Origin of the sequence: Wolbachia endosymbiont (group B) of Limnophora tigrina, assembly GCF_964263235.1 — a bacterium.
Taxonomy (GTDB): domain Bacteria; phylum Pseudomonadota; class Alphaproteobacteria; order Rickettsiales; family Anaplasmataceae; genus Wolbachia.
Genome location: NZ_OZ181655.1, coordinates 1,157,964 through 1,182,065, shown reverse-complemented (window position 1 = coordinate 1,182,065; position 24,102 = coordinate 1,157,964). Strand labels below are relative to the sequence as shown.

General features: G+C 35.5%; 22 protein-coding genes and 1 tRNA gene. 10 read left to right on the top strand and 13 right to left on the bottom strand.

The features are described 5' to 3' along the window. Positions 1-9: 9 nt before the first annotated feature. From clpX to ACE38O_RS05845, 4 genes are all read right to left on the bottom strand, one after another. Entirely contained in the window at positions 10-1,287 is a 1,278-nt protein-coding gene (gene clpX / locus ACE38O_RS05860; protein WP_353270108.1) for an ATP-dependent Clp protease ATP-binding subunit ClpX, read from the bottom strand. After that, a complete protein-coding gene (clpP, locus tag ACE38O_RS05855) occupies positions 1,287-1,913 on the bottom strand; it encodes an ATP-dependent Clp endopeptidase proteolytic subunit ClpP (RefSeq protein ID WP_164225183.1) in 627 nt (208 codons plus the stop codon). The genes clpX and clpP overlap by 1 nt, the downstream gene beginning before the upstream one ends. A gap of 11 nt (positions 1,914-1,924) precedes the next feature. Further along, positions 1,925-3,259, bottom strand: a complete 1,335-nt coding sequence (tig, locus tag ACE38O_RS05850) for a trigger factor (protein WP_374699099.1) — start codon at positions 3,257-3,259, stop codon at positions 1,925-1,927. A gap of 158 nt (positions 3,260-3,417) precedes the next feature. Continuing rightward, positions 3,418-3,499: transfer RNA gene (locus ACE38O_RS05845), tRNA-Leu, on the bottom strand. 140 nt (positions 3,500-3,639) lie between these two features. Between ACE38O_RS05845 and ACE38O_RS05840 the strand changes: the two genes are divergently transcribed. Beyond that, positions 3,640-4,236: a BON domain-containing protein gene (locus tag ACE38O_RS05840; RefSeq protein ID WP_374698581.1), complete on the top strand. Its 597-nt coding sequence runs from the start codon at positions 3,640-3,642 to the stop codon at positions 4,234-4,236. Positions 4,237-4,296: 60 nt separating this feature from the next. Beyond that, entirely contained in the window at positions 4,297-5,226 is a 930-nt protein-coding gene (gene gshB, locus ACE38O_RS05835) for a glutathione synthase (protein WP_374698580.1), read from the top strand. Here gshB and murG read toward each other — a convergent pair. After that, complete coding sequence (gene murG / locus ACE38O_RS05830; protein WP_374698579.1) at positions 5,211-6,242, bottom strand: undecaprenyldiphospho-muramoylpentapeptide beta-N-acetylglucosaminyltransferase; 1,032 nt, start codon at positions 6,240-6,242, stop codon at positions 5,211-5,213. The two genes, gshB and murG, sit on opposite strands and share 16 nt — an antisense overlap. A 69-nt stretch (positions 6,243-6,311) precedes the next feature. Here murG and ACE38O_RS05825 point away from each other — a divergent pair, with 69 nt between their 5' ends. Continuing rightward, positions 6,312-6,701 carry a hypothetical protein gene (locus tag ACE38O_RS05825; protein ID WP_374698578.1) on the top strand — a complete coding sequence of 130 codons (390 nt, stop codon included), beginning with the start codon at positions 6,312-6,314 and terminating at the stop codon, positions 6,699-6,701. A 1-nt stretch (position 6,702) separates the two neighbouring features. On the opposite strand, the gene lpdA is transcribed toward ACE38O_RS05825, so the two are convergent. The 6 genes from lpdA to ACE38O_RS05795 form a co-directional block, all read right to left on the bottom strand. Beyond that, positions 6,703-8,088: a dihydrolipoyl dehydrogenase gene (lpdA, locus tag ACE38O_RS05820; protein ID WP_374698577.1), complete on the bottom strand. Its 1,386-nt coding sequence runs from the start codon at positions 8,086-8,088 to the stop codon at positions 6,703-6,705. Positions 8,089-8,652: 564 nt separating this feature from the next. Continuing rightward, complete coding sequence (locus tag ACE38O_RS05815) at positions 8,653-8,865, bottom strand: hypothetical protein (RefSeq protein ID WP_374698576.1); 213 nt, start codon at positions 8,863-8,865, stop codon at positions 8,653-8,655. Between the two features lie 139 nt (positions 8,866-9,004). Further along, positions 9,005-11,392 (bottom strand): DNA topoisomerase (ATP-hydrolyzing) subunit B, encoded by a 2,388-nt coding sequence (gene gyrB / locus ACE38O_RS05810; protein WP_374698575.1) that lies wholly within the window; start codon positions 11,390-11,392, stop codon positions 9,005-9,007. Positions 11,393-11,871: 479 nt separating this feature from the next. Beyond that, entirely contained in the window at positions 11,872-12,480 is a 609-nt protein-coding gene (locus tag ACE38O_RS05805; protein WP_374698574.1) for an SCO family protein, read from the bottom strand. 44 nt (positions 12,481-12,524) lie between these two features. After that, complete coding sequence (gene dnaQ, locus ACE38O_RS05800; RefSeq protein WP_374698573.1) at positions 12,525-13,220, bottom strand: DNA polymerase III subunit epsilon; 696 nt, start codon at positions 13,218-13,220, stop codon at positions 12,525-12,527. 11 nt (positions 13,221-13,231) lie between these two features. Further along, positions 13,232-13,888 (bottom strand): Tim44/TimA family putative adaptor protein, encoded by a 657-nt coding sequence (locus ACE38O_RS05795; RefSeq protein ID WP_374698572.1) that lies wholly within the window; start codon positions 13,886-13,888, stop codon positions 13,232-13,234. Positions 13,889-14,050: 162 nt separating this feature from the next. On the opposite strand from ACE38O_RS05795, the gene secB reads away from it, so the two are divergent. The 3 genes from secB to putA all read left to right on the top strand — a co-directional run bounded on the left by secB (position 14,051) and on the right by putA (position 20,426). Continuing rightward, positions 14,051-14,554 (top strand): protein-export chaperone SecB, encoded by a 504-nt coding sequence (secB, locus tag ACE38O_RS05790; RefSeq protein ID WP_374698571.1) that lies wholly within the window; start codon positions 14,051-14,053, stop codon positions 14,552-14,554. 14 nt (positions 14,555-14,568) lie between these two features. Next, complete coding sequence (acnA, locus tag ACE38O_RS05785) at positions 14,569-17,160, top strand: aconitate hydratase AcnA (protein WP_374698570.1); 2,592 nt, start codon at positions 14,569-14,571, stop codon at positions 17,158-17,160. Positions 17,161-17,285: 125 nt separating this feature from the next. Then, positions 17,286-20,426 carry a bifunctional proline dehydrogenase/L-glutamate gamma-semialdehyde dehydrogenase PutA gene (gene putA, locus ACE38O_RS05780; RefSeq protein WP_374698569.1) on the top strand — a complete coding sequence of 1,047 codons (3,141 nt, stop codon included), beginning with the start codon at positions 17,286-17,288 and terminating at the stop codon, positions 20,424-20,426. 207 nt (positions 20,427-20,633) lie between these two features. Here putA and ACE38O_RS05775 read toward each other — a convergent pair whose 3' ends face one another. Together ACE38O_RS05775 and ACE38O_RS06120 are read right to left on the bottom strand one after the other, a co-directional pair. Next, positions 20,634-20,771 (bottom strand): hypothetical protein, encoded by a 138-nt coding sequence (locus tag ACE38O_RS05775; RefSeq protein ID WP_374698568.1) that lies wholly within the window; start codon positions 20,769-20,771, stop codon positions 20,634-20,636. Beyond that, positions 20,768-20,995, bottom strand: coding sequence for a hypothetical protein (locus tag ACE38O_RS06120; RefSeq protein ID WP_410542004.1), 228 nt, complete (start codon positions 20,993-20,995; stop codon positions 20,768-20,770). The genes ACE38O_RS05775 and ACE38O_RS06120 overlap by 4 nt, the downstream gene beginning before the upstream one ends. Before the next feature lie 498 nt (positions 20,996-21,493). On the opposite strand from ACE38O_RS06120, the gene ACE38O_RS05765 reads away from it, so the two are divergent. The 4 genes from ACE38O_RS05765 (at position 21,494) to ACE38O_RS05750 (ending at position 24,101) form a co-directional block, all read left to right on the top strand. Further along, complete coding sequence (locus ACE38O_RS05765) at positions 21,494-22,135, top strand: protocatechuate 3,4-dioxygenase (protein WP_374698566.1); 642 nt, start codon at positions 21,494-21,496, stop codon at positions 22,133-22,135. 61 nt (positions 22,136-22,196) lie between these two features. Further along, on the top strand, positions 22,197-23,660 hold the full coding sequence (locus ACE38O_RS05760) for a leucyl aminopeptidase (RefSeq protein WP_374698565.1): 1,464 nt from the start codon (positions 22,197-22,199) through the stop codon (positions 23,658-23,660). Positions 23,661-23,719: 59 nt separating this feature from the next. Then, positions 23,720-23,869, top strand: a complete 150-nt coding sequence (locus ACE38O_RS05755) for a hypothetical protein (RefSeq protein ID WP_374698564.1) — start codon at positions 23,720-23,722, stop codon at positions 23,867-23,869. 19 nt (positions 23,870-23,888) lie between these two features. Continuing rightward, the gene (locus tag ACE38O_RS05750; protein ID WP_374698563.1) at positions 23,889-24,101 is read left to right on the top strand and encodes a hypothetical protein; all 213 of its coding nucleotides are present in this window, start codon (positions 23,889-23,891) and stop codon (positions 24,099-24,101) included. The last annotated feature ends 1 nt before the right edge of the window (position 24,102 follow it).

The window sequence follows — 24,102 nt, the reverse complement described above, 5'->3', positions numbered from 1 at the left end:
TGCCTCAAATTAATCATTAACCGTTATAACATTGCCATTATTATTATGATTAACCGTTGCTTTTCCTAATTCTACCATTTTCTTAGTGATTACTATAGTGCTACCTTCAAAATCTCCGTTTCCAGATGTATACATAACGTCAAGCAAAAGTGACTCTAAGATAGCACGTAACATTCTTGCACCTGTTTTATAGCTTATAGCCTTTTTAGCAATAGCTGATATTGCTTCATCTGAAAACTCAAGGTTTACTTTGCTAAACGCAAGCAATGCTTTGTACTGTTTTATTAGTGCATTCCTTGGCTCTGTCAACACATGTATTAAATCTTCATGATCCAACTCATCTAAAACAGCAGTTATTGGAACCCGCCCTACAAACTCGGGTATTAAACCGAATTTGATTAAATCTTCAGGTTGAACATCATGTAAAGCATTCTTTTTCTTTTGCTCTTTAGACTGACTTATATCTGCTCCAAAGCCAACTGACGTTCCCTTTTTTCTCGCTTCAATAATCTTATCGAGGCCTTCAAAAGCTCCTCCACAAATAAATAGTATGTTACTAGTATCCACTTGTATAAACTCTTGTTGTGGGTGTTTTCGCCCTCCTTGTGGCGGAACATAAGCAACTGTACCCTCCATAATCTTAAGCAGAGCTTGCTGGACCCCTTCACCTGAAACGTCACGGGTTATTGAAGTGCTTTCAGATTTTCTTGTAATCTTGTCTATTTCATCTATAAACACTATACCACGCTGTGCTTTTGCAACGTCATAATTTGCAGCTTGTAATAAACGCGACAACACGCTTTCTACATCATCACCCACATAACCTGCCTCAGTTAAAGTTGTCGCATCAGCCATAGCAAATGGCACATCTGAAACTTTAGCAAGTGTTTTGGCTAGCAAAGTCTTACCAGAACCAGTGGGACCAATAAGCATTATATTTGACTTCTCGATTTCAATATCACTTATAGCATGAAATTGTACCATGGATTGACAATGGTTATACATAGCTACAGATAAAACGTGTTGCGCGTGTTCTTGACCTACAACATGCTTGCTGAGAAAATTTTTTATATCCTCAGGTTTCTTTAGTAATAGCTTCATATCAGATATACGATCTGAATTAAAAGATCTATCTTTCTTTTGACTTATTGCTTTATGGGATAATTCTATGCACTCATTACAAATAAACACCTTTAAACCATCCGAGGAGTTAGTAATTAATTTATCTACTTCATCTTGCGCCTTGTTGCAAAAAGAACAGTAGTGTAAATCATTATTGTTATCCATTAACCCACCTTTTGTTTAACTTTAATATTTTCAATTTCAATATCTGTACGCTCAGCTATCACCCTGTCAATTAAGCCAATTTTCCTTGCTTCTTCAGGATCCATGAATTTATCTCTTTCCATCATTCCTTCAATTTTCTTCAGTGAATTTCCAGTATGTTTTTCATAAATTTGATTTAGTTTTTTCTTAACTCGCAAAATTTCATTAGCATGTATTTCTATATCAGTTGCTTGACCATGATAACCACCAGATGGCTGATGTATCATAATTCTTGAATGAGGTAGAGAGTAGCGCTTACCTTTTGTACCAGATGCAAGCAATAAGGAACCCATAGACGCAGCTTGACCTATACATAAAGTTGAAACGTCTGGGTTTATATACTGCATTGTATCGTAGATCGACAAACCAGCAGTTACAACACCACCTGGTGAGTTGATGTACATACAAATGTCTTTATCGGGATTTTCCGATTCTAAAAATAAAAGCTGTGCTACTATTACACTGGCCATGTTGTCCTCAATAGGACCTGTTACGAAAATTATTCTTTCTTTCACTAGTCTTGAATATATGTCATAAGCGCGCTCACCGCGACTAGTTTGTTCAACTACAATTGGTATAAGAGTCATACCTTTTCCTATTAAATATTACCAAACAATTCCTTTAATTCTTTCACAGAAATAATCTGCTCTTCTTTACTAACTTTTTCTATTATATAATCTGTCACTTTATACTCAAGCGCTTGCCCTCTAACTAATTCTTGAAATTGTTTATTTGATTCAAAATGCTTAAGTACTCTGTCAAATGGTACATCCTTACTGACATATTGATTTACAATAACATTCAAAACATCATTTTGAGTTAATGATATTTTATGTTCTGCACTAAATTTCATAAATAACATAGCAAGCTTTACACGTTTTTCAGCTTCTTTACGAGAATCATTTTGAGCACCCAATTCTCCTTCCACTCTTTGTTGCTCCTGTTTTACTATGTCTGTGGGTAAATCAAAACTATAATTAGCATCCAAATAATCAAATAGCTCCTTTTTAATTAAGAGATTTCTCATTTCGGTGCACTGATCACCAATCATTTTTTTTGCATGACTTATTAGCAAAGAATAATCTTTAAAACCAATACTCTTAGCTATTTCATCATCATTTTCAAAATCTTTGGCAATTTGAATCTCATTAACTCGCACAGAAAAATCAGCTTCCTGTCCTGCAAGGGAAATGGCTTGGTAATTTTCAGGAAATTTCAACTTAAAGTCCTTTGTTTCTCCCTTTTTCATACCAGTTAATTGATCTTCAAAACCATTAATAAATGTGCCAGACCCTAAATTAACGGCAAAATTTTTGCTACTTCCACCCTGAAAGAGCTTATTCCTAATCCGCCCTTCAAAATCAATTATCAATTTATCCCCATCTTTCGCTTGATAAGAAGCATCATCAACAGAGGCGAAATTGGGGAACTTTGTTTTAATAGAATCAATAAATTCTTTTATATCTTCCTCTTCAATCTTTGCTTCAATTTTCTTTAAGTTTATTTTGTCAAGATCTATCATCGGTACTTCAGGCATCGACTCAAAAGATAGCTTGTATACAAAATTGCCCTCCTCATTTTCTTTGCCCAGATCTGGTAATGATATAACATCAACCTTAGGATAAATGTGAGACTTGACTTCAATTTTTTTCATCAAATCACTTGAGCAATAATCAATTGTATTATTTATCACATATTCCAAAGCTTCGTTTTTATAATTTGCAACAACAAGGTCATAGGGCATCTTTCCAGCCCTAAATCCAGGTGATTTTGCATTTTCTGCTATCTCTTGCAACCTGGAATTTACCTTTTGTTTTATATAATCACTACCAACTGTGATTTCATACTCATACTTTAGTTTATCTATACTAAGCTCTTTGTAGGTATATACGCTACTTACTTCGACTGTGTTTTGAGGTATATTATTAGACATCATAATTTATTTATTAACATTTTAATTCATATCTTAATAGAGTCATTTTACCAGAATTTAAGTTAAACACAATCCTTAAGAACAGGTTTTTATACAAACAAAAGTGTATTCAGTGATTATAAATTTTCCCTTAAAACCTAAGTTACATGACTTTAAAGTGCGGATAGAGGGACTTGAACCCCCACGAGCAAGCTCACCAGGACCTAAACCTGGCACGTCTACCAATTCCGCCATATCCGCAAGAAATTTTCAGTACCCTATTATAGGTATTCCATTAAAAATATTCAAGGTTTAAAGTCTTACTTAATTTATAGTATTTACACAATCAAAAAAGCTTATTAACATTTCTTAATGAAAGCTTTAAATCCTGAAAATCAATAATGAGATTAATAACAAGCTTCTTACTTGCAATTTTTTTGATTACACAAAGTGGTTGCACAACCCTTATAATAGGTGGTGTGGTGGCTACAGCGACATCAACAGCAATAACAATGCAGGACAAATCCTTGGGAAATATCATTGATGATACGACTATGGTCATCAGAATTAATAAGGGGCTCTTAAAACATGGGCTATTTTCATCCATAAAAGTTAAAGTAAGTGAAGGAAGAGTATTGCTCATTGGAAGTGTTGACACTCCTGAAAAACAACTTACAGCAGAAAAAATAGCTTGGCAGCAAAAAGAAATTAAAGAAGTGATAAATGAAATAAGAGTAATACCAATTCAAATGGCTTCCATGCTAGACACTACTGTAGATGGCATGATAACAGCGGAAATAAGAACAAGACTTCTGGGGAAAAGAAATATTAAATCAATTAATTATAGCGTTAATACGGTTGATAGAGTTGTTTATTTGATGGGTATAGCCCAAGATAAAGCGGAATTAAAAGCTGTAATATCAATTGCAAGAAAAGTAAAGGGAGTAAAACAAGTTGTAAGTTATGTACGATATAAGTACAGTAAATTACGCCATTAGGCAAAAATCGCCTTCAAATTATAACATTTGTACAGTTGTGAAAATAGGTAGAGAACATAAATGAAAGTTGCCTTTCAGATGGATGAAAATATAAATTTTGAAACTGACACTACATTCGTGCTAATAAAGGAAGCACAAAGGAGGGGGCATGAAGTTTTTGTCTATGCTCCTAACAATTTAGCACTAAAGCTAAACCATCCAATTGCTCTTGCTCAGAAAGTCAGCGTTGATGATTTTAGTTTTATCTCTAAAGAGGATGTAGCAATCAACTTGAATGAAATGGACATCATATTTATCAGACAGGATCCACCCTTTGATATGCGCTACATTACAACAACCTATATCTTAGAAAAAACCAGCGCATTGGTAATTAACAATCCAACAGAAATAAGAAATTGTCCTGAAAAATTGATAACTTCATTATTTCCAGAGCTAATTCCGCCGACTTTGATCACTGAAAATATATCGATGATTAGAGATTTCTACTACAACTATCAAGATATTATTCTGAAGCCATTGTATAGCTATGGCGGAAATGATGTAATAAGAATACGAGATGAGAATAGTATTCAAGTAGTAGTGGATCTCATGACAGCAAAATACGAATGCCCTGTGATTGCACAATCATTTTGTAAAAACATAGATAAAGATAAAAGAATATTGCTACTTTATGGTCAACCAATTGGAGTAATGAAACGAGTTCCAAAAATCAGTGGAGAGATCAGAACAAACATGCGACTTGGAGCAAGTTTTGAGCCCGCTCAAATGAACGATAGAGACAATGAAATATGTAACAAAATTGGTCCTGAATTAAAGAAAAGGGGGCTAATATTTGTTGGTATTGATATTATAGATGACTTCCTGCTCGAAATTAACACAACTTCACCCACGGGAGTAGTTTATATCAATAAATTATATAATATATCGCTAGAAAAAGACCTTTGGGATGTGTTTGAAGAAAAAGCAAGCAGCCATCAACTAAACCTGTGAACAATTACCTTAACAAACTCAGTAGTCCCATTCTTTATCCCTGTTTTTTTTGTATTATTGGTCATATCACGCAATTTTTGAGAATTATTGAGTAGATCAACTAATAACTCTAGTAGATTTTTTTTTGCTTCACTATTCTGCTCAACTATTACAGCTGCTCCCGAATCTTCAATATATTTTGCGTTATAAAATTGGTGATTATCTTTTGAGTCAGGGTAAGGAATGTATATAGCAGCGCGCCTAGCAAGAGTGATCTCTGCTATTGAAGTTGCTCCTGCTCTGCTAATTACCAAGTGAGCATTGGCCAATCTATTTTCCATATCATCAAAAAATTCACTCAATTCACAATCGATCTTTTCACTTTTGTATAGACTCTTGACCTTGTTTACATTTTTCTTCGTACATTGCTGCGTCACTCTAATTTTCTTTTTCATTTTAATAGGCAAATTACAAATTACGCTGCTTACTACGTCATCAAAAAAATTTGCACCTTGGCTACCTGCTATGACTAATATATTTAGGGCTTTCTCATTGCTAGAATGGCTCTGTGCTTTTATATCAATAAAATTTCCCGTAAAAATACATTTATTACCTTCTGCATATTTAGTCTCCGGAAAGCTGGTTGCAATTAATTTTGCACTCTTGAAAAAGAATCTATTTACTCTTCCTAAAACTGTATTTTGTTCATGTAAAATTATAGGTATAGAAAGAACCCTTGCTGCAAGAAGAGTTGGAAAAGAAGCATAGCTACCAAAACCAATTACTAATCTTGGCTTCAATTTTCTGATTTTATATATTGCTAGCACACAACTATACGTTAATAAAAGGAAAAACTTAAATTTGTTGCCGCTTGGTCTACGTAATGGTAAAATATAGCTTTCTATGTCGATATTTTTATTTGTTTTTTTATCAGTGAATAATATGCAATTGTATCCTTGTGTCTTTAGTGCTTTTGCTAAGGCTATGGCCGGAAAGATATGCCCACCTGTGCCACCTGTTGCTAAAATAATATCCATCTGTAAATAATGAATCCTAGATTGTTAACTGTTATTTAATAATTTGCACGTAGAATTTTATTAAGCTTTATGATAGTTGAGTTAAAAATGCCTGAAAGTAATAGTAAAAAAGAATCCAATGGGAAAAATAAGCCTCAAGAACAAAAAGAAGGCAGAAGCGGAGGTTTTTTAGGATTGGTAAAAAACATAATAAAAGCTCTTTTCAATTCGGTTATTGATCTACCTCAACATGAGCAGCATAATAAAGTGAAAAGCACTAACCTACAACAAGGTTTGGATACTAAAGGAAAAAGCCCAGAAAATCTTAATCCAAAGGCAAAGCTTGAAGTGAAAGAGGCAGCAGAAGGATTAAAAGAGAGATTAAAGAAGTCTGATGCTGGCAACCAATCTGTTGAAGTCAAAGCACCTGATCAAACTTCCATTCAAGACACTGACAACTCCAAAACGATGAAACGTTAGTTCAACTATTCAGCGACTCATCATCTGCAGCAAGTACTGATTCGTGTATCATCTCTGAAATGGTTGGATGAGGAAAGATCGTAGATTTTATGTCAAAATCTGTTCCTTCTAGTTGCTTTACAAGAGCAAAATTGCTAATTAACTCCGTTACTTCTGCACCTATCATGTGGCTACCTAGAAGTTCGCCTGTTTTTTTGTCTATAATTGTTTTCACTAACCCTTCAGTTTCACTGAGTGCAATAGACTTACCATTAAAGTTAGAGTGAAATTTTCCTATTTTTACATCATACCCACCTTTTATTGCCTGTTCCTCAGTAAGGCCGATGCTCGCTATTTGTGGATGAGAGTAAGTGCAATTTGGTATGCATTCCTTCTTTAACACATGCACATTTTTACCAGCAATCCTTTCAACGCAGATTACTGCTTCATGGCTTGCTTTATGTGCTAAACATGGTGGACCAGCTACATCACCTATTGCATATACATTCGGTTCACTTGTTTCATACCATTCATTCGTTTCAATAAAACCTGAAGGACTTAATTTAATTTTTGTATTTTCTAAACCTATATTTTCAATATTTGCTTGAATTCCAACCGCAACAATCACCCTATCAAATTCTTTGCTCTCGCCACTACTTAGTAGCACTTGAGCAGAGTCTTTACTTTTAGTAAGAGCTTTTACGCTACTGTTTGTATATATTTTTATCCCCTGTTTTGTGAATATTTCTTCTGCTAGGCCTGAAATGTCTTTATCCTCCAGCGGCAAAATAGTGCTCTTTATCTCTATGATTGTTACATCAACCCCCAAAGTACTATAAAAACTTGCAAATTCTATTCCAATTGCACCAGACCCTATAATTAGTAGTGATTTTGGTAATTTGCCCGGCATCATAGCGTGCTGCGCATTCCATATTAAATCTCCATCTGCCTCTATTTCAGGCAGATTCCGTGCCCTCACTCCTGTTGCTAAAATAATATGCTTGGAAACAATTTCTTGTTCTTCCTTATCGCCAGCAACTTTTATAGTACTATTGCCTGCAAGTTTACCAAAGCCTTGATGAACTTTGATGTTATTTTTTTTCATCAAATATGCAACACCGCTTGACAATTTATCAACAACGTTTCTTGAGTATTTCACTATTGATTGTATATCAAAACTTGCTTCCTTTACTTTTATACCAAATTCCTCTGATCTTTTTATTAATCCATAAATTTCAGACGCCCTAAGTAGCGATTTTGTTGGTATACATCCCCAATTTAAGCATATACCGCCTAAATTTTTCTCTTTTTCCACAATTGCAGTTTTAAACCCAAGCTGTGCCGCCCTAATTGCTGCTATATAACCACCAGGACCGCTACCTATAACCGTAATATCATACTCACTCATCAGTTTTCTTCGTATTCAAAAAGATTATATATAACAGATGGAACCCGTATGATCAATATTCAGGTAGCTGACAACATAGAAACGAAAAACTTCCTTGACAAACTCCGCCAGCCCCCTTATCATGAAACTGAAGGTATTCAGTTATCTTCATCTGTGCAGATTAAACAGCAAGAAAACAACGTAGTTAGCGTCTTATTTTTAATTTTTTGCACTATGTGTATCTTATGTCTTCACAATATTTCTAGGTTTTTACCTATATAAGCTGAAACGCGCTTATAAGTCGTTTAGGACAGTATAGTACGCCAATTTGCAGGATTAGAGAGTGAACACTAATTACCACGGGGTTTCTTTTGCCTTTTTTTTTTGCTTAGTAAATTTCTTAAACATTTAAACTAAGGTGAGTTGCATTTAAAAGCAGCTAAATTGCAGTGTTTAAGACTTAAAAAACGCCAATACTGACAATAAACAGTGACTAGGGCTTCTTTTGCCTTTTTTTTCGCTTGGTAAATTTCTTAATATTTATGGCTAAACGACAACCGTCATCCCGCTACTTGTTAGCGGGATCTATGCTAAAAGATACTGCGGCGGGATGACGGTTCGCTTGCAACCTATAGCCTTGTCATTCCAGTGCTTGACACTGGAATCCAGAAAACTTAACTGCAAGTAAATGCATTGGATTTGGTGAGTGTAGGCTTTAGTTAAAATGAAACACTTGCGATCAAAAACTGGATTCCAGTGTCTGGGCACTGGGATGACAGCTACCCTGACAACCGTCATCCCGCTGCTTGTTAGCGGCTAAGAGATACCGCGGCGGTATGACGGTTTTCGGTGGCATGACGATAAGGTTCCAGTATCAGCCACTTGAATGACACAGTTTTTGCTTAAACCCGTAACGTTCGTACATTTTGCTAAAAGTTCAAATATCAACATCATGCACGTTGAGTGCATTGCTATTAATAAAATCACGGCGTGGTTCAACTATATCACCCATTAATATTGAAAATATGGAATCAGCTTCTTCACAATCTTTTATTTCAACCTTCAATAAAGTTCTAGCCTCAGGATTTAACGTAGTATCCCATAGCTGATCAGCATTCATTTCACCAAGACCTTTAAATCTCTGCAGAGTTAAACCCTTTTTACCATAGTCCATTATTATTTTTGCAAGTGCACTTGGAGAAGTGATTCTTATTTCAGTTTCTTGTGATTTTAAAAATGAATCACCATTAAATAAATTACTTATACCATCAAGCAAACTTAATATGTTTTGCATATCTTTGCCTTCAAGCATACTAAGTGCAAATATATATTTGTCTGCCAATCCTTGAAATAATTTAGAGATGTGAATTTCTTTTTCTTCATCTTTTATTTCTACTTCCCAAGTATATTCGCTGTACATTAATTTTAAATACTTTAATATCTCATCAGCCGATGATAGAGCATTCTTTTTGCTTGAAATTAGCAATGACTCTAAGAGATTTTGTGGTATTTCTCTATCATAATTTTTGCTAATATTAGAAATGCTAACGCATTTATTCAAAATAAGGCGCAAGTCGTTAAATTCTGTAGCTGTACCACTTAGTGTTAATCTTTTAACTGCTGAGTTTATTATATACTCTTCAAAAGTTTCGTCATCTTTAATATAAGTGTCTTTAGCATTCTTTGTAACTTTATAGAGGGGTGGCTGTGCTATGTATAAGTAGCCTTTTTCAATAACTTCACGCATGTGTCTAAAAAAGAAAGTTAGAATCAAAGTTCTTATATGTGAACCATCAACATCTGCATCTGTCATGATGATAATTTTATGATATCTAGCTTTTTCAATATTGAAGTGTTCACTCCCTATTCCAGCACCAATTGCAGTAATTAAAGAGCCTATTTCTGCAGATGAAAAAATACGATCTAAACTTACACGTTCTACGTTTAGAATTTTTCCTCTTAAGGCAAGCACTGCTTGTGTTTTACGATTACGCCCCTGCTTTGCAGTACCACCTGCTGAATTACCCTCTACTATAAATAATTCCGATAACTCAGGGGCTTTTTCCTGGCAATCAGCAAGCTTTCCTGGCAGAGTTGCAATATCAATATTGTTTTTGCTTTTAACTAACTCTCGTGCTTTTCTTGCGGCTTCTCTTCCTTTTGCTGATCTGATTGCTCTTTCTACTATACTTGCTGCCAATTTGGGATCAGTTTCAAGGATTGTGCCCAATTTATCAGAAACTATGCTCTCCACAACTGTACGCGCTTCAGAACTAACTAGTTTATCTTTTGTTTGTGAAGAAAACTTAGGATCAGGCATCTTGAGAGATAAAACACAAGTTAAACCTTCTCTAACATCCTCTCCAGTTAAATTTACTTTTGCTTTCTTTAAAAACCCTTCATTAGTTGCATAGTTATTGATACATCTAGTTAGTGCAGATCTAAATCCTGCCAAATGCGTGCCACCATCTCGTTGCCTTATATTATTCGTGAAGCATAACATATGTTCATAATAGGAATCATTCCATTCCATCGATATTTCCAAGCTGATGCCAAGATCTTCTGCATCTCCTTTCATACTGGCAATTTTAGTTAAATGTATCTTATTCTTATCTAAGTACCGCACAAAATTCGCTGTACCAAAATTGTCTTTAGATTGATTGCTCTGATTGAAATGAGATTCTGTATATGGTTCATTGCGCAGATCACGTAAAGTAATGTCGATATTTGAATTTAAAAATGCTAATTCTCTTATACGACTTTCAAGCGTTGAGTAACTGAAATTAATGCCATTAAAAGTCTCTGTTGATGGCATGAACGTGACTTTAGTTCCTCTTTTGTTTGTATTTTCGTTGACTACCTTTAAAGGTTCAATAGACTCACCATCTTCAAAGCGCATAAAGTGTTCTTTCTTATTGCGCCAAATAGTTAATTCCAACCAGCTTGATAATGCATTCACAACTGAGATTCCAACACCATGTAATCCCCCAGAAACTTTATAGGTATTACTGTCAAATTTACCACCAGCATGGAGTTGAGTCATTATTACCTCTGCTGCTGATATTCCTTCTTCTTCATGAAGGTCAGTTGGAATGCCACGACCATTATCAGTTACAGATACTGAACCATCTTTATTTATGCTAACTTCAATTTTATCACAATATCCAGCTAAAGATTCATCTATTGCGTTGTCAACAACCTCATATACCATGTGGTGCAAGCCAGATCCATCGTCAGTGTCACCAATGTACATACCTGGACGTTTCCTTACAGCATCAAGACCCCTTAAGATTTTTATTGCATCGGCATTATAACTATTTTCCATTAGATTGCTTCATTTATACACGTTAATTGATGTTACATTCAGATATACTAGTTAGCAACATTTTTAAACTGATAACCCATGTTAAAAGCACAACTTTACGAGTATCTGTTCAGATGCATGGCTAATGTACAAATACTGAAACAAAAATTCCAGTGCTCCCTTTCTTGTCATGCCAGTGCTTGACACTGGGATCCAGATTGGGCACTAAGTTGGTAAACGCGAAAGCGGTTAATCCTTTACAACGTTTTTGATGAAACTGTGCAAAAGGACTGGATGCCAGTGTCACGCACTGGCATGACACCCATTTGTTCCTATAGTTGTCTTTTCTCGTCTACCTTATTTTGCCACTCTGCTGAACAGATACCTTTACGAACGTTTATTTTTGAAGACAGCAAATAGTGTCATTCCAATGCGTCTTCCCGGTGGAGATTAAATTATAATGCTCATGCAGTTGCGTAATTAACAGAAAAATCTATAATTCAGTTTACGTATTTTCTTATCTCAGCCAAAATCTTATCAGATTGACTTTCGTCTGAATTTAAATCAGCTGCAAAGTGTGTAACATATCTTCCTCCAGGGCCAATAAGATATATTATCGAAGAATGGTTGATTTCTTCTTCCCCGTCTACTTTGCTTGCATGTACTTTATATTTTGCAACTACTTCGTCTATTTTTTCTCTTTCACCAGTTAACATTTGTATTCTATGGTCAAATTGCTGCTGAAATTCTTTAAGTCTTTCCGTGCTATCGCGCTCAGGATCAACTGTGATGAAGAATGTTTGTAGCTTGTTGTTAGTTTTCTCATCTAACTTTGCAAGTGTTTCTGAAATTATCCCAAGGTTCATAGGACAAATTCTTTTACATGAGGAAAATCCAAAGAAAATCATCATGTATTTATCTTTAAAATCACTACTGCGCAGAATCTGTCCGTCCTGATTAATTAAAGAAAAATCTCCGCCTATCTTAACTTCCGCGTTGTGAATCGCTGCTGGGACAAATATGCCTTTTTTAGTGAAATAACAATAACCTAAAAAAACAACTGCTAATGCTGCTATTATATTAGATAACAATCTTATAAACCTTACCATTAGAACGCTCTCAGTAAAATCAAATTGTATCTTTATTGGTTAACCTATTCAATATATTTCTTCCAAAGTGGATTGTTAATTTTGTCTAACAGTTTCTTATGTTCATCAATTTCTTCACTATTTGGTAAATGTTTTCTGGGAGTTAGATTGCGCACTTTATGCTGAACAAATGTAGAGTTACTGTCCTGATCGCATTCATTATCAAATAAAAAGGGTTGTAACCCTCCTGTGAGTTCAACATATACCCTAGCAAGCAATTGAGCATCAACTAGTGCTCCGTGCAATTCTCTACCCTCTAACGATATATCAAAACGCTTGCATAATGCGTTTAAAGAAGCAGGTGATCCTATGAATTTTTTCCTCGCAAGAGGTAATGTATCTAGCACTCTATCTGAGGAAATTAACCCAGCATTCAGCTTGCTTAACTCCATGTTAAGGAACTTAACATCGAATTCAGCGTTGTGAATTACCAAAATATCATTAGATATAAAGTCAAGAAATTCAAGTGCAACATCTGAAAATAATGGTTTATCTTCTAAAAATTCTTCACTAATACCGTGAATCTTAAACGAGTGATAAGGTATATCTCTTTCTGGGTTAAGGTACCGATGGAATACTTTACCTGTTGGAATACGATTAATTAATTCCACGCACCCTATTTCAATAATTCGATGACCAGATCCAGTGTCAAGACCTGTTGTTTCAGTATCAAGTACTATTTCGCGTAGCTTGCTTTCCATTTCAAATAAAACTAATCTTGCTTGCCATTTGTCTTATCATTATTTGTCTTCTTATAGTTAATAGAAACAAGCAACCAGGTTGGGTCTGATGAATTAATATTTTTTTTGAATTGCCATACATCCTCAACTTTATTAATGGTGGATGTACTACCTGATATGATATCTCCTTTATTATTCTTAACGAAGTTAATTTGCTCTGAAAGGAAATATACTGCAATAAACACTACATTTTTTACTAGCTTTATTTCTAAAATCTTTTGTGAAACGATAGAAACAATTATAGATTCGTACACCTCTTTACGATGTTTAATCTTCTCTACGAAGTTGTTGTATAAATCTTTATCCAAGAGAGATTTTAACTGGGACAGATTTCCTTGATTGAAATATTTTATTATTAATTCAAAAGCTATGCTTGAACCTTCTATAAAGTGGGAAATAGAAAAATCTTTGTTTTTTTTTAATATTTGTTCATAAGTAACTTTTATTGAATTTTCATCATTGCTATCAATGTAACCCTCAATGTTTTCTACTACATCTTTTCTACTTCGGCTTACATCCAATACACTAGTTAGCTTTTTTAGGTTGAGGTTGGCTGACCTTCCTAAAGAATTATACAAACGTGAAAAAATGAACGCTGCTAATAAAGCGTATATTACAAGCTCTATCATAGTAACTCAACTCCTTGGCATATAAAGTATCCGAACATTATTAATTATTAATGAAAATATGTTTATTTTATATCAATTTATAATTAGGTTTGCCATTCATTTGTAAATGGATATTATAGGAAAGTATTAAATACTTCAACTCAATTAAAGGAGACGTAAGAAATGTCGCAGCAAAAAATGAGAATTCATGGTCAATATATTAAAGATCTATCATTTGAGAATCCAAATTCGCCATTCCTTTCTTCAGGTAAAGCTCCCGATATTAATGTAATGGTTAATATCAATTCAGCAAAATTAGAAGGGATGGAAAACAAAGAAGGAGCAAATGAAGAAAAATCTTTCCATGAAATTACTTTACATATAGAAGTCAGAGCAACGATAAAAGATGAAGGTATAAAAGATGGCGTAGCTTTCATTTGTGAGACGAAATATTGTGGCATTTTTTCAATAGAAAATTTAAAAGAGTTGAGTGAGGAAGAGGTAAGACAAGCTTTGTTTATTGGCGGACCTACTTTTCTTTTCCCTTTTACAAGAGAAATAATTGCAAGAGTTACAAGTAGTGGTGGATTTCCCCCACTAATGCTAGATCCTATAGATTTTGAAACTATGTACGAGCAGCAAAGTCAACAACAAAAAAGTAACGGTAGTAATTCCAATTTTAACTAATATGATGTAACCTGATGAATAATTCTTTAAACGCAGAAACGACTTTAAACATTGACGGGAAGTCATACAACTATTTTAGCCTAAGTAGTGCTAGTGAATTTTTAGGAATAGATGTAACTAAATTGCCCTGCTCACTTAAGGTTCTGCTTGAAAATTTATTGCGCAATGAAGATGGAGTAAACGTAAAGCTGGATGATATAAAAATACTAGCAAGTTGCGTTAATAAACATGCTAATCATGAAATTAGCTACAAGCCAGCAAGGGTGTTGATGCAAGATTTTACAGGGGTTCCTGCTGTCGTCGATTTAGCTTCTATGCGGAGTTATGTCAAGAAAAATGGAGGCGATCCAAGCAGCATAAATCCGTCTGTGCCCGTTGATCTTGTGATCGACCATTCTGTTCAAGTAGATAGTTATGGAAGTGTTTCCGCATTCAGTAAGAATGTTGAGCTAGAAGTAAAAAGAAATTTGGAGAGATATCAATTCTTAAAGTGGGGAGAATCATCCTTCACAAATTTTAGAGTAGTACCGCCTGGCACAGGGATTTGCCACCAAGTGAATCTTGAGTACTTAGCGCAAGTTGTATGTAATAAGGATGGGGTTTTGTATCCTGATACTTTGGTTGGTACGGATAGCCATACTACGATGGTTAACGGGTTATCAGTCCTTGGTTGGGGTGTTGGAGGCATAGAAGCTGAGTCTGTGATGCTTGGTCAACCAATTAGTATGGTGATTCCAGAAGTAGTTGGATTTAAATTAATTGGCAGACTGCCGGAAGGAGTAACTGCGACTGATTTAGTGCTGACGGTTACCAATATCCTAAGAACAAAGGGTGTTGTTGGTAAGTTTGTAGAATTTTATGGTGATGGTTTAGATTATTTATCTTTGGCAGATAGGGCAACTATAGCAAACATGGCCCCAGAGTATGGCGCAACTTGTGGATTTTTTCCAATTGATCAGAAAACGCTAGATTATTTAAGCTTAACCGGAAGGCCAGAAAAGCTAGTTGAGGCTTATGCGAAAGAGCAAGGATTGTGGCGTGGCAATAATGAGTTAGCATTTTTTGACACACTAGAGCTTGATTTATCAAGCGTGAAGCCAGTAATGGCTGGTCCCAAAAGACCACAAGATAAGGTTTTTCTTTCACAAGTGGCAGAGTCTTTTTCTAAATCATTTTCAGTTAACGAATCAAAGGAAAGTGATAAGCTTCAAGATGGAAGTGTAGTTATTGCAGCAATAACAAGCTGCACTAACACCTCAAATCCAAGTGTGATGATTGCTGCAGGTCTTGTAGCTCGTAATGCAATTAAACTTGGATTAAAATCAAAGCCTTGGGTTAAAACTTCTCTTGCTCCAGGGTCACAAGTTGTAACAGAATATTTAGAAAAGTCTGGATTGCAGGTAGATCTAAATGCTTTGGGTTTTAATCTAGTTGGATATGGTTGCACAACTTGCATTGGGAATTCTGGTCCACTTAATAAAGATATAGAAGATGGCATTAAAAACAAAAATTTAACTGTTGCTGCAGTTTTATCTGGTAATCGTAACTTTGAAGGAAGAATTCATCCGTTAGTCAAAGCTAATTACTTGGCATCTCCGCCACTTGTTGTTGCATATGCACTTGCTGGTACTGTGCAAACTGATTTGACAAAAGATTCAATATGCAAAGATAAGAATGGAAATGATGTCTATCTCAAAGATATATGGCCAACAAACAATGAAATCGAAGATTGTGTTAAAAATGTGGTAACACGTGAGATGTTTATACAAAAGTATAAGGATGTTTTTTCTGGTGATGAACATTGGCGAAAGATAAAGTGTGAAAAAAGTGAAATCTATAATTGGGATGCAAACAGCACTTACATACAAGATCCGCCCTATTTTGATAATTTATCACCTAAAAATAATAAAGATAAAACAATCGATATAAAAGGTGCACAAATATTGGCAATGTTTGGCGATAGCGTAACCACTGATCACATTTCCCCTGCTGGAAATATTGCCTCAAGTAGTCCTGCAGGTATATATTTAAAAAATCTTGGAATTGAGCCACAGGACTTTAATTCGTATGGGTCTCGTCGTGGTAATCACAATGTAATGATGCGTGGGACTTTTGCTAACATTAGAATAAAAAATGAAATGGTAAGCATCGAAGGCGGCTATACAAAATATATTCCTTCTCAAGAAACTATGTCGATTTTTGATGCAGCAATGCGCTACAAAGAAAGTAATGTTCCTCTCATCATTGTGGCAGGAAAGGAGTATGGCACAGGTTCAAGTAGGGATTGGGCAGCAAAAGGTACTTTATTGTTGGGGATTAAAGTTGTAATTGCAGAAAGCTTTGAGCGTATACATAGGTCCAACTTGGTCGGCATGGGTGTTCTTCCACTTATATTCCAAAATGGAATAACCAGAAAGATATTTGATGGTAGTGAGATAATAAGCATAAAAGGTGAAATAGTGCCAAGTGGAAATTTAGAATGTATCATCAAAAGAAAGGATAGTTCTGAACAATCAATTCAACTCAAATGCTGTGTACAAACTGCAACTGAGGTTAAATACTTGATGGATGGTGGAGTATTGAGCTACATACTTCTCTTGGCTTAGTAAAGTTAAGTAAGTACTAGACTTCTTTTAGCCAGCCCTGGCTCTTTTATAAATAATAATTTATTCTACGCGAAGTTATGATATAATTTTACCTTACATATAGCAAAGGTGTTTTATAGATAATTATGATTACCTCTATACAAGAACCTAACGAATTGAGAAAACGTTTACAAGGATTTTATCGTACTGATGAAAAGAGTTATATACGTTATCTTGTAGAAAAAGCAGAGCTTTCAGCTGATTCAAAAAGTAGAATTTATAATATTGCAAAACAAGTTATTGAAAAAATCAAACACAATAAATTAAGTATTGTAGATTCCTTTATGCAGCAATACTCGCTTTCCAATGATGAAGGAATAGCATTGATGTGCCTTGCTGAATCGCTACTTAGAATACCAGATGATTATACAATAGACGAAATAATCAAAGATAAAATTGCCAATCAGGAATGGAATAAATATTTAGGGCACTCTTCTTCGTTGTTTGTCAATGCTTCCACATGGAGCTTGATGATAGGTAGCAGTATATTGAGAGATAATGAAGGCGATTCGAAGTTCTATTACGCAATTTCTAAGTTACTTAAGAATTTAGGAGAACCAATCATTCGCAAAGCAGTAAAACAAGCAATGTCTATGCTTGGTAATCATTTTGTTGTTGGAGAAACCATAGAAGAAGCTTTAAGGTATGCAAAACTAGATGACAATAGTAAGTTTTTATACTCTTTTGATATGCTTGGCGAAGCTGCTCACACAGCTGAAGATGCAGAAGAGTATTTTAATTCATACATGCACTCAATAAAAGCTATAGGTGAATCCACTGAAATAAATGATTGTTTTAAATCGCATGGAATTTCAATCAAATTGTCTGCGTTACATCCACGTTATGAATTTGGTCAATTCGATAATATAGCTGAAGAGTTGAGAGCTAAACTGCTAGAGCTTTGTCATGAAGCAAAAAAATACAACATTTCATTATGCATAGATGCAGAAGAAACAGAAAGGCTTGAAATGTCCTTAATCTTGTTTGAACAATTACGGCTTGATGAATCACTTTCTGAGTGGGAAGGGCTTGGCTTGGCTGTACAAGCATATCAAAAACGTGCTTTGTCTGTTCTTGACTTTGTAGAGGATGTTGCTATTCGATCAAATCACAAAATTATGGTCAGACTTGTAAAAGGTGCATATTGGGATTCAGAAATCAAGCGTACGCAAGAATTGGGATTAAATGATTACTCAGTATTTACAAGAAAAAGCTATACTGACGTATCTTACCTCGCGTGCGCACAGAAACTTTTGAGTAAACCAAACAGCTTTTACCCATGCTTTGGAACTCATAACGCCTATACTTTTGCTTCTATCATGGAACTTGCTGATAAAAACCACCCTGGATTTGAATTTCAACGCTTACATGGAATGGCAAAAGACTTATATGATTATGCAATGTCAGAGCTTGCAACAAATGTTAGCTGTCGTGTCTACGCACCAGTTGGTAAACATAGTGACTTGTTGCCTTATCTTATAAGACGCCTTCTTGAAAATGGAGCTAATAGTTCGTTTGTTAATCAAATAAATGATTCTAACATTAAAATTGATGAGTTAATTTCAGATCCACTGGAAAAAGCTATAAGTTTCAATTATGAATCTCATTCAGGCATTCCATTACCACAAGATATTTTGGGACCAGAAAGAAAAAATTCTTTGGGAATGGATATTAGTGACTCGGTGATAGTCTCACAATTTGCAGATGATATAAAGAGCTTTAGTGAAAAAAAATGGCAAGTTGGGCCAATAATTGACGGACAGTCACTTTTTGATGATGCCAAATTTACTGAAGTGGTGAATCCTGCACATTTAGAAAATGTAATTGGAGAAGTGTCAAATACAACAAGTGCTCAAGCTTTAAACGCTCTTGAAATAGCACATAATGCTTTTACTGAATGGCAGAATGTTTCAGCAGAAAAGCGCGCTAAATGCCTTGAAAAAGCTGCAGATTTGCTTGAAGAAAGGATGAAAGAGTTGATTTACATTCTGATCGTAGAAGCAGGAAAAATTTTATCTGATGCAATAGCGGAAGTAAGAGAGGCAGTGGATTTCTTACGTTACTACGCAATGATAGCAAAAAATGAACTGAGCGACTGGAAAAAATTGCCAGGTCCAACGGGTGAAGATAACTTCATCTTTTTTGAAGGCAGAGGAGTTTTCCTGTGTATATCACCGTGGAATTTTCCACTTGCTATCTTCATTGGGCAGGTTTCAGCTGCACTTGCAGCAGGTAATGCAGTGCTGGCAAAACCAGCAGAGCAAACGCCGATTATTGCCTGCGAAGCTGTTAAGATACTACATGAAGCTGGGATACCAAAAAATCTGTTACACCTCATTCCTGGGGATGGTGGATATTTAGGCAAAATATTAGTTCCAGACAATAGAATTGCTGGAGTAGCTTTTACTGGCTCAACACAAACTGCTCAAACAATTAATAAAATGCTTGCAGATAGGGATGGGCCTATTGTGCCGCTTATTGCTGAAACAGGAGGGCTCAATGCTATGATTGTTGATAGCTCCGCTCTCTTAGAGCAAGTGACTACAGATGTTGTACTTTCTGCGTTTCGCAGTGCCGGCCAACGCTGTTCTGCACTTAGAGTGCTGTTTATTCAAGAGGACATAGCAGAGAAGCAGATAAAAATGATATGTGGTGCAGCACAAGAACTCAAGATTGGTGACCCAATACAACTTAGTACTGATATTGGTCCAATAATTGACAAAGCATCTATCGATATGCTAACTCAACATACGCAAAAAATGTCAGAAGACGAAGATTCAAATCTGTTATTTAAAGTACCCATGGATACAAATTCTCATAATGGTTATTTCTTTCCTCCATATATTTATGAGATACAAAAAATTTCGCAATTAAAGCAAGAAGTATTTGGTCCTATTTTGCATATCATACGTTTTAACAAGTCACAATTAAATGAAGTTATAAGTGATATAAACAATACAGGATATGGGCTTACATTTTCTTTGCAGAGCCGTATACAAAATCAGATCGATTTAATAAGCAAAAAAATATCAGTTGGAAATGTCTACATCAACCGTAACCAGATAGGTGCAGCAGTTGGGATACAACCATTTGGTGGTAGAGGACTATCTGGCACTGGGCCAAAAGCTGGTGGTCCTCATTATTTACAGCGTTTTTCTACAGAAAAAGTTGTAAGTGTTAACACTACAGCATTCGGTGGTAACACTACACTTATGTGTTTGGATTAATTTGCGGGCCCTAATTTTTCTCCTATCTTACCCCTAAGCTAGACGTTCGTGCAGACAGCGCTAAAATCCGAAAAGGACCAGTTCATGCACTAGACTTCTTGCATAACCTAAACTAAGCAGAAAAAAGGTGTCATCCGAGTAGCTGACACTGGTTCCTTTATGACGGCAGTGCCTTCTCCTGTCATCCGAGTAGCCTCCTTATTTTTGTCATCCCAGTGCCCAGACACTGGGATCCAGGAAAAAGAATGATGTCATGAAAGTAGCCCCTATGATGTCATTCCAGTGCTCCTTTCTCGTCATCCCAGTGCCCTGACTACTTGGATCCAGAAAAAAGAATGGTGTCATGAAAGTAGCCTCCTTCTCCTGTCATCCCAGTGCTTGACACTGGGATCCAGGAAAATTGATTGTAAACGAGCAAACATTTTCGGTAAAATTACCAAAAAGCTGGATCCCAGTGTCAAGCACTGGGATGACACCTGTAGCCCTACGTCATACCGCGATTCATTCGCGGTATCTCTTAACATAGATCCCGCTAACACGTAGCGGGATGACGGTTGTCGTTTAGCCATAAATATTTAAGAAATTTACCAAACGAAAAAAAAGGCAAAAGAAGCCCTGGTCATTATCTATTTTCAGTATTTGGCGTTTTTTAAGTCTTAAACACTGCAATTTAGCTGCTTTTAAGTGCAACTAACCTTAGCTAAAATGTTTAAGAAATTTACTAGGCAGAAAAAAAGGCAAAAGAAACCCCGTGGTAATTAGTGTTCACTCTCTAATCCTGCAAATTGGCGTACTATACTGTCTTAAACGACTTATAAGCGCGTTTCAGCTTATGTAGGTAAAAACCCAGAAATGTTGTGAAGACATAAGGTGCACATAGTGCAAAAAATTAAAAATAAGACGCCAACTACGTTGTTTTCTTGCTGTTTAATCTGCACAGATGAAGATAACTGAATACCTTCAGTATCATGGTAAGGGAGCTGGCGGAGTTTGTCAAGTAAGTTTTTTGTTTCTATTCCCAATAAAAGTTTGTTATATGGTTATGCAAGAAGTCTATTATAAATGAAATGAATGTGAAAAATATCTTATTAGCGCTTTTAGTACAAACGGTATTCAGTTTGCCGCTATTTGCAGCTGATCCTGTTTTGCTCAACTGCATTGAAACTCCAGAAATATATGACCTTGATGCAAGGCCAAAAAATTTTAACTCTTCAAATAATTTAAGAAGAAAACCTGGTTCTCCAAATAGTGCAACAGGAGAATTAATAAATATAGTAGGTAGAATTACTGATATAAACTGTTTACCAATACAAAATGCTGTAGTTTCTATATGGCACGCGAATTCACGCGGCATGAACCATTACGATGAGAATATAGAGGATGATCCAAATTTTGCTGGATCAGGAAGATTTATAGTGAATAATCTTGGCTATTATAATTTCATTACAATAGCACCTGGTGGAATTGGTGACAGAGCCCCACATATCAATTTTTTAGTTCAACATCCAGATTTTCCAGAATTCACAACACAAATGTTTTTTGCTGACCATAACTGTGATAATTGTGCTGATTCTGTTCTTGAGAATTTTATTGATAGCGGGCTTGCAAGCCTTCTAATAGCACCATTTACTTATAATGATTGGGCCGTTAAAACCTATACGTTTAATATTACCTTGGGCGGATATAATAAGTTCTCTAGTAAGAAATAAAACTTGTATTTTTCAGCCAATTTGGTAAACATTACCTAATTTAAGTATGGAGCTACAAGCAATGAAGGTAACGATTTCTAAAATTTCATCTGATTTTAAAACAATAGTCACAGGTTTATTTGAAGGTGACGAAATTGTAAGTGATTGTGGAGTTTTACAAGAAAAGCAAGTTATGGATAACATCAAGAAATTTAGTGACTTTAGTGGAGGTTTTGGTGAATTTTTCTCTGTTCCTTCATCAGAGGAAAAAAATGTTATAGTTGTCGGACTTGGTAAGAAGGATGAATGGGATGAAAATAAAGAATTAAATATTGGTGGTAAAATATATTGTGAGCTAAACAGATTAAAAATTAAGAAAGCAGCGATTTTAGTCGAAGGTAGTGCAGCAAATGTTGCATATGGTGCGTTTCTGCGTAGCTTTAAGTTTGATAAGTATAAAACTAAAAAGGATGAAAAAACTACAGAGGTAGAGGAGATTACAGTATTAGTAAAAGATGAACAATTAAGTAATGCTGAAAAATCATTTGAGCACTTAAGGCAAGAAGGTGAGAGTATATTCCTTGCGCGCTCTTTTATAACAGAGCCTCCTAACATTCTATATCCAGAATCCTATGCTGATCATATAAAAAAAGAGCTTACTAAGCTTGGCCTTGAAATCGAAGTGCTTGATAAAAAGCAGATGGAAGAGAAAAAAATGGGAGCCTTGCTTGGAGTGGCACAAGGAAGCAGTAAAGAACCAAAATTAGTAGTGATAAAATGGAATGGGGCTTCTAAAGAACAAAAGCCAATAGCTTTTGTTGGTAAAGGTATAACGTTTGACACTGGTGGAGTATCACTCAAACCTTCACGTGGTATGGAGTCGATGAAATATGACATGGCAGGCTCTGCTGCTGTGGTTGGAGTGATGCATGCTTTAGCAGGACGAAAAGCAAAAGTAAATGCGATCGGCGTAGTTGCACTTGCAGAGAATGCAGTGGGTGGTAATGCCCAAAGGCCGAGTGATGTAGTAACTTCAATGTCTGGACAGACGATAGAAGTGCTAAACACTGATGCGGAGGGAAGACTCATACTTGCAGATGCTTTGTGGTATACGCAAGAGAGATTTTCACCACAATTTATGATTGATCTTGCAACTTTAACTGGAGCTATAGTGGTTGCACTTGGAAATAACGAATATGCTGGTCTTTTTTCCAACAATAATGAATTAGCGGATCGTCTGATTGATGTCGGAAATGAAGTAAATGAGAAGTTATGGCGTTTTCCTATGAATGAAGCTTATGACAAAATCATCTATTCACCGATTGCTGATGTTCAAAACATCGCTCCTGCAGGCTCTGGTGGAGATAGCATAATGGCTGCACAGTTTTTACAGCGTTTTGTGAATGAAACTTGCTGGGCACATTTAGATATCGCAGGCACTGCTTGGCACGAAAAAGGTACTGACATTTGTCCAAGAGGAGCAGTAGGTTTTGGTGTAAGGTTACTTAATAAGTTGGTTGAGAAGTACTACGAAGCGAATGATTAAAGGTCTTTATACCGGTTTATTCATGACTACATGAACGTTTATTTTCGAGAAATAGTGTTATGAAAGTAGCTGATATATATTTCTTTTTTTCTGGTCAAGCACTGGAAGAAGTGACTTTTTATTCAAATGATGATTATAATAAGAGATCTATTGAAATTTTAAAGTTATTAAATATTGACGCTATATACTTAAGTGTTAAAATAGAATGAAAAGTTTTTAGGAGTTTATATGGCAGCAGGTGGGAAAGCAAAGACAGCTAGTAAGAATAACCCTACTCAGCGTAGGAAAGCTGAGCAAAAAACGTATAAAGATAAACCGGTGAAACCTGTTAGATATATAGATCGTGACTCGCGCATGAATTATGTGTCTGCTCAATATGACAACGGCAATCTGGTTGAAGATGAGGTAAGCGGCAATCCTATAAAGTGGGAAGCTGTATAAT

Excerpts from the sequence above, each read along its gene's own strand:
- tig (WP_374699099.1), bottom strand. The coding sequence starts at position 3,259 with ATGTCTAATAATATACCTCAAAACACAGTCGAAGTAAGTAGCGTATAT.
- ACE38O_RS06120 (WP_410542004.1), bottom strand. The coding sequence starts at position 20,995 with ATGGCTAAACGACAACCGTCATCCCGCTACGTGTTAGCGGGATCTATG.
- clpX (WP_353270108.1), bottom strand. The coding sequence starts at position 1,287 with ATGGATAACAATAATGATTTACACTACTGTTCTTTTTGCAACAAGGCG.
- ACE38O_RS05840 (WP_374698581.1), top strand. The coding sequence starts at position 3,640 with ATGAGATTAATAACAAGCTTCTTACTTGCAATTTTTTTGATTACACAA.
- dnaQ (WP_374698573.1), bottom strand. The coding sequence starts at position 13,220 with ATGGAAAGCAAGCTACGCGAAATAGTACTTGATACTGAAACAACAGGT.
- ACE38O_RS05805 (WP_374698574.1), bottom strand. The coding sequence starts at position 12,480 with ATGGTAAGGTTTATAAGATTGTTATCTAATATAATAGCAGCATTAGCA.
- lpdA (WP_374698577.1), bottom strand. The coding sequence starts at position 8,088 with ATGAGTGAGTATGATATTACGGTTATAGGTAGCGGTCCTGGTGGTTAT.
- gshB (WP_374698580.1), top strand. The coding sequence starts at position 4,297 with ATGAAAGTTGCCTTTCAGATGGATGAAAATATAAATTTTGAAACTGAC.
- acnA (WP_374698570.1), top strand. The coding sequence starts at position 14,569 with ATGAATAATTCTTTAAACGCAGAAACGACTTTAAACATTGACGGGAAG.
- putA (WP_374698569.1), top strand. The coding sequence starts at position 17,286 with ATGATTACCTCTATACAAGAACCTAACGAATTGAGAAAACGTTTACAA.
- secB (WP_374698571.1), top strand. The coding sequence starts at position 14,051 with ATGTCGCAGCAAAAAATGAGAATTCATGGTCAATATATTAAAGATCTA.
- ACE38O_RS05825 (WP_374698578.1), top strand. The coding sequence starts at position 6,312 with ATGATAGTTGAGTTAAAAATGCCTGAAAGTAATAGTAAAAAAGAATCC.
- ACE38O_RS05765 (WP_374698566.1), top strand. The coding sequence starts at position 21,494 with ATGAATGTGAAAAATATCTTATTAGCGCTTTTAGTACAAACGGTATTC.
- ACE38O_RS05760 (WP_374698565.1), top strand. The coding sequence starts at position 22,197 with ATGAAGGTAACGATTTCTAAAATTTCATCTGATTTTAAAACAATAGTC.
- murG (WP_374698579.1), bottom strand. The coding sequence starts at position 6,242 with ATGGATATTATTTTAGCAACAGGTGGCACAGGTGGGCATATCTTTCCG.
- ACE38O_RS05815 (WP_374698576.1), bottom strand. The coding sequence starts at position 8,865 with ATGACGGTTGTCAGGGTAGCTGTCATCCCAGTGCCCAGACACTGGAAT.
- clpP (WP_164225183.1), bottom strand. The coding sequence starts at position 1,913 with ATGACTCTTATACCAATTGTAGTTGAACAAACTAGTCGCGGTGAGCGC.
- ACE38O_RS05755 (WP_374698564.1), top strand. The coding sequence starts at position 23,720 with ATGAAAGTAGCTGATATATATTTCTTTTTTTCTGGTCAAGCACTGGAA.
- ACE38O_RS05795 (WP_374698572.1), bottom strand. The coding sequence starts at position 13,888 with ATGATAGAGCTTGTAATATACGCTTTATTAGCAGCGTTCATTTTTTCA.
- ACE38O_RS05775 (WP_374698568.1), bottom strand. The coding sequence starts at position 20,771 with ATGACACCATTCTTTTTTCTGGATCCAAGTAGTCAGGGCACTGGGATG.
- ACE38O_RS05750 (WP_374698563.1), top strand. The coding sequence starts at position 23,889 with ATGGCAGCAGGTGGGAAAGCAAAGACAGCTAGTAAGAATAACCCTACT.
- gyrB (WP_374698575.1), bottom strand. The coding sequence starts at position 11,392 with ATGGAAAATAGTTATAATGCCGATGCAATAAAAATCTTAAGGGGTCTT.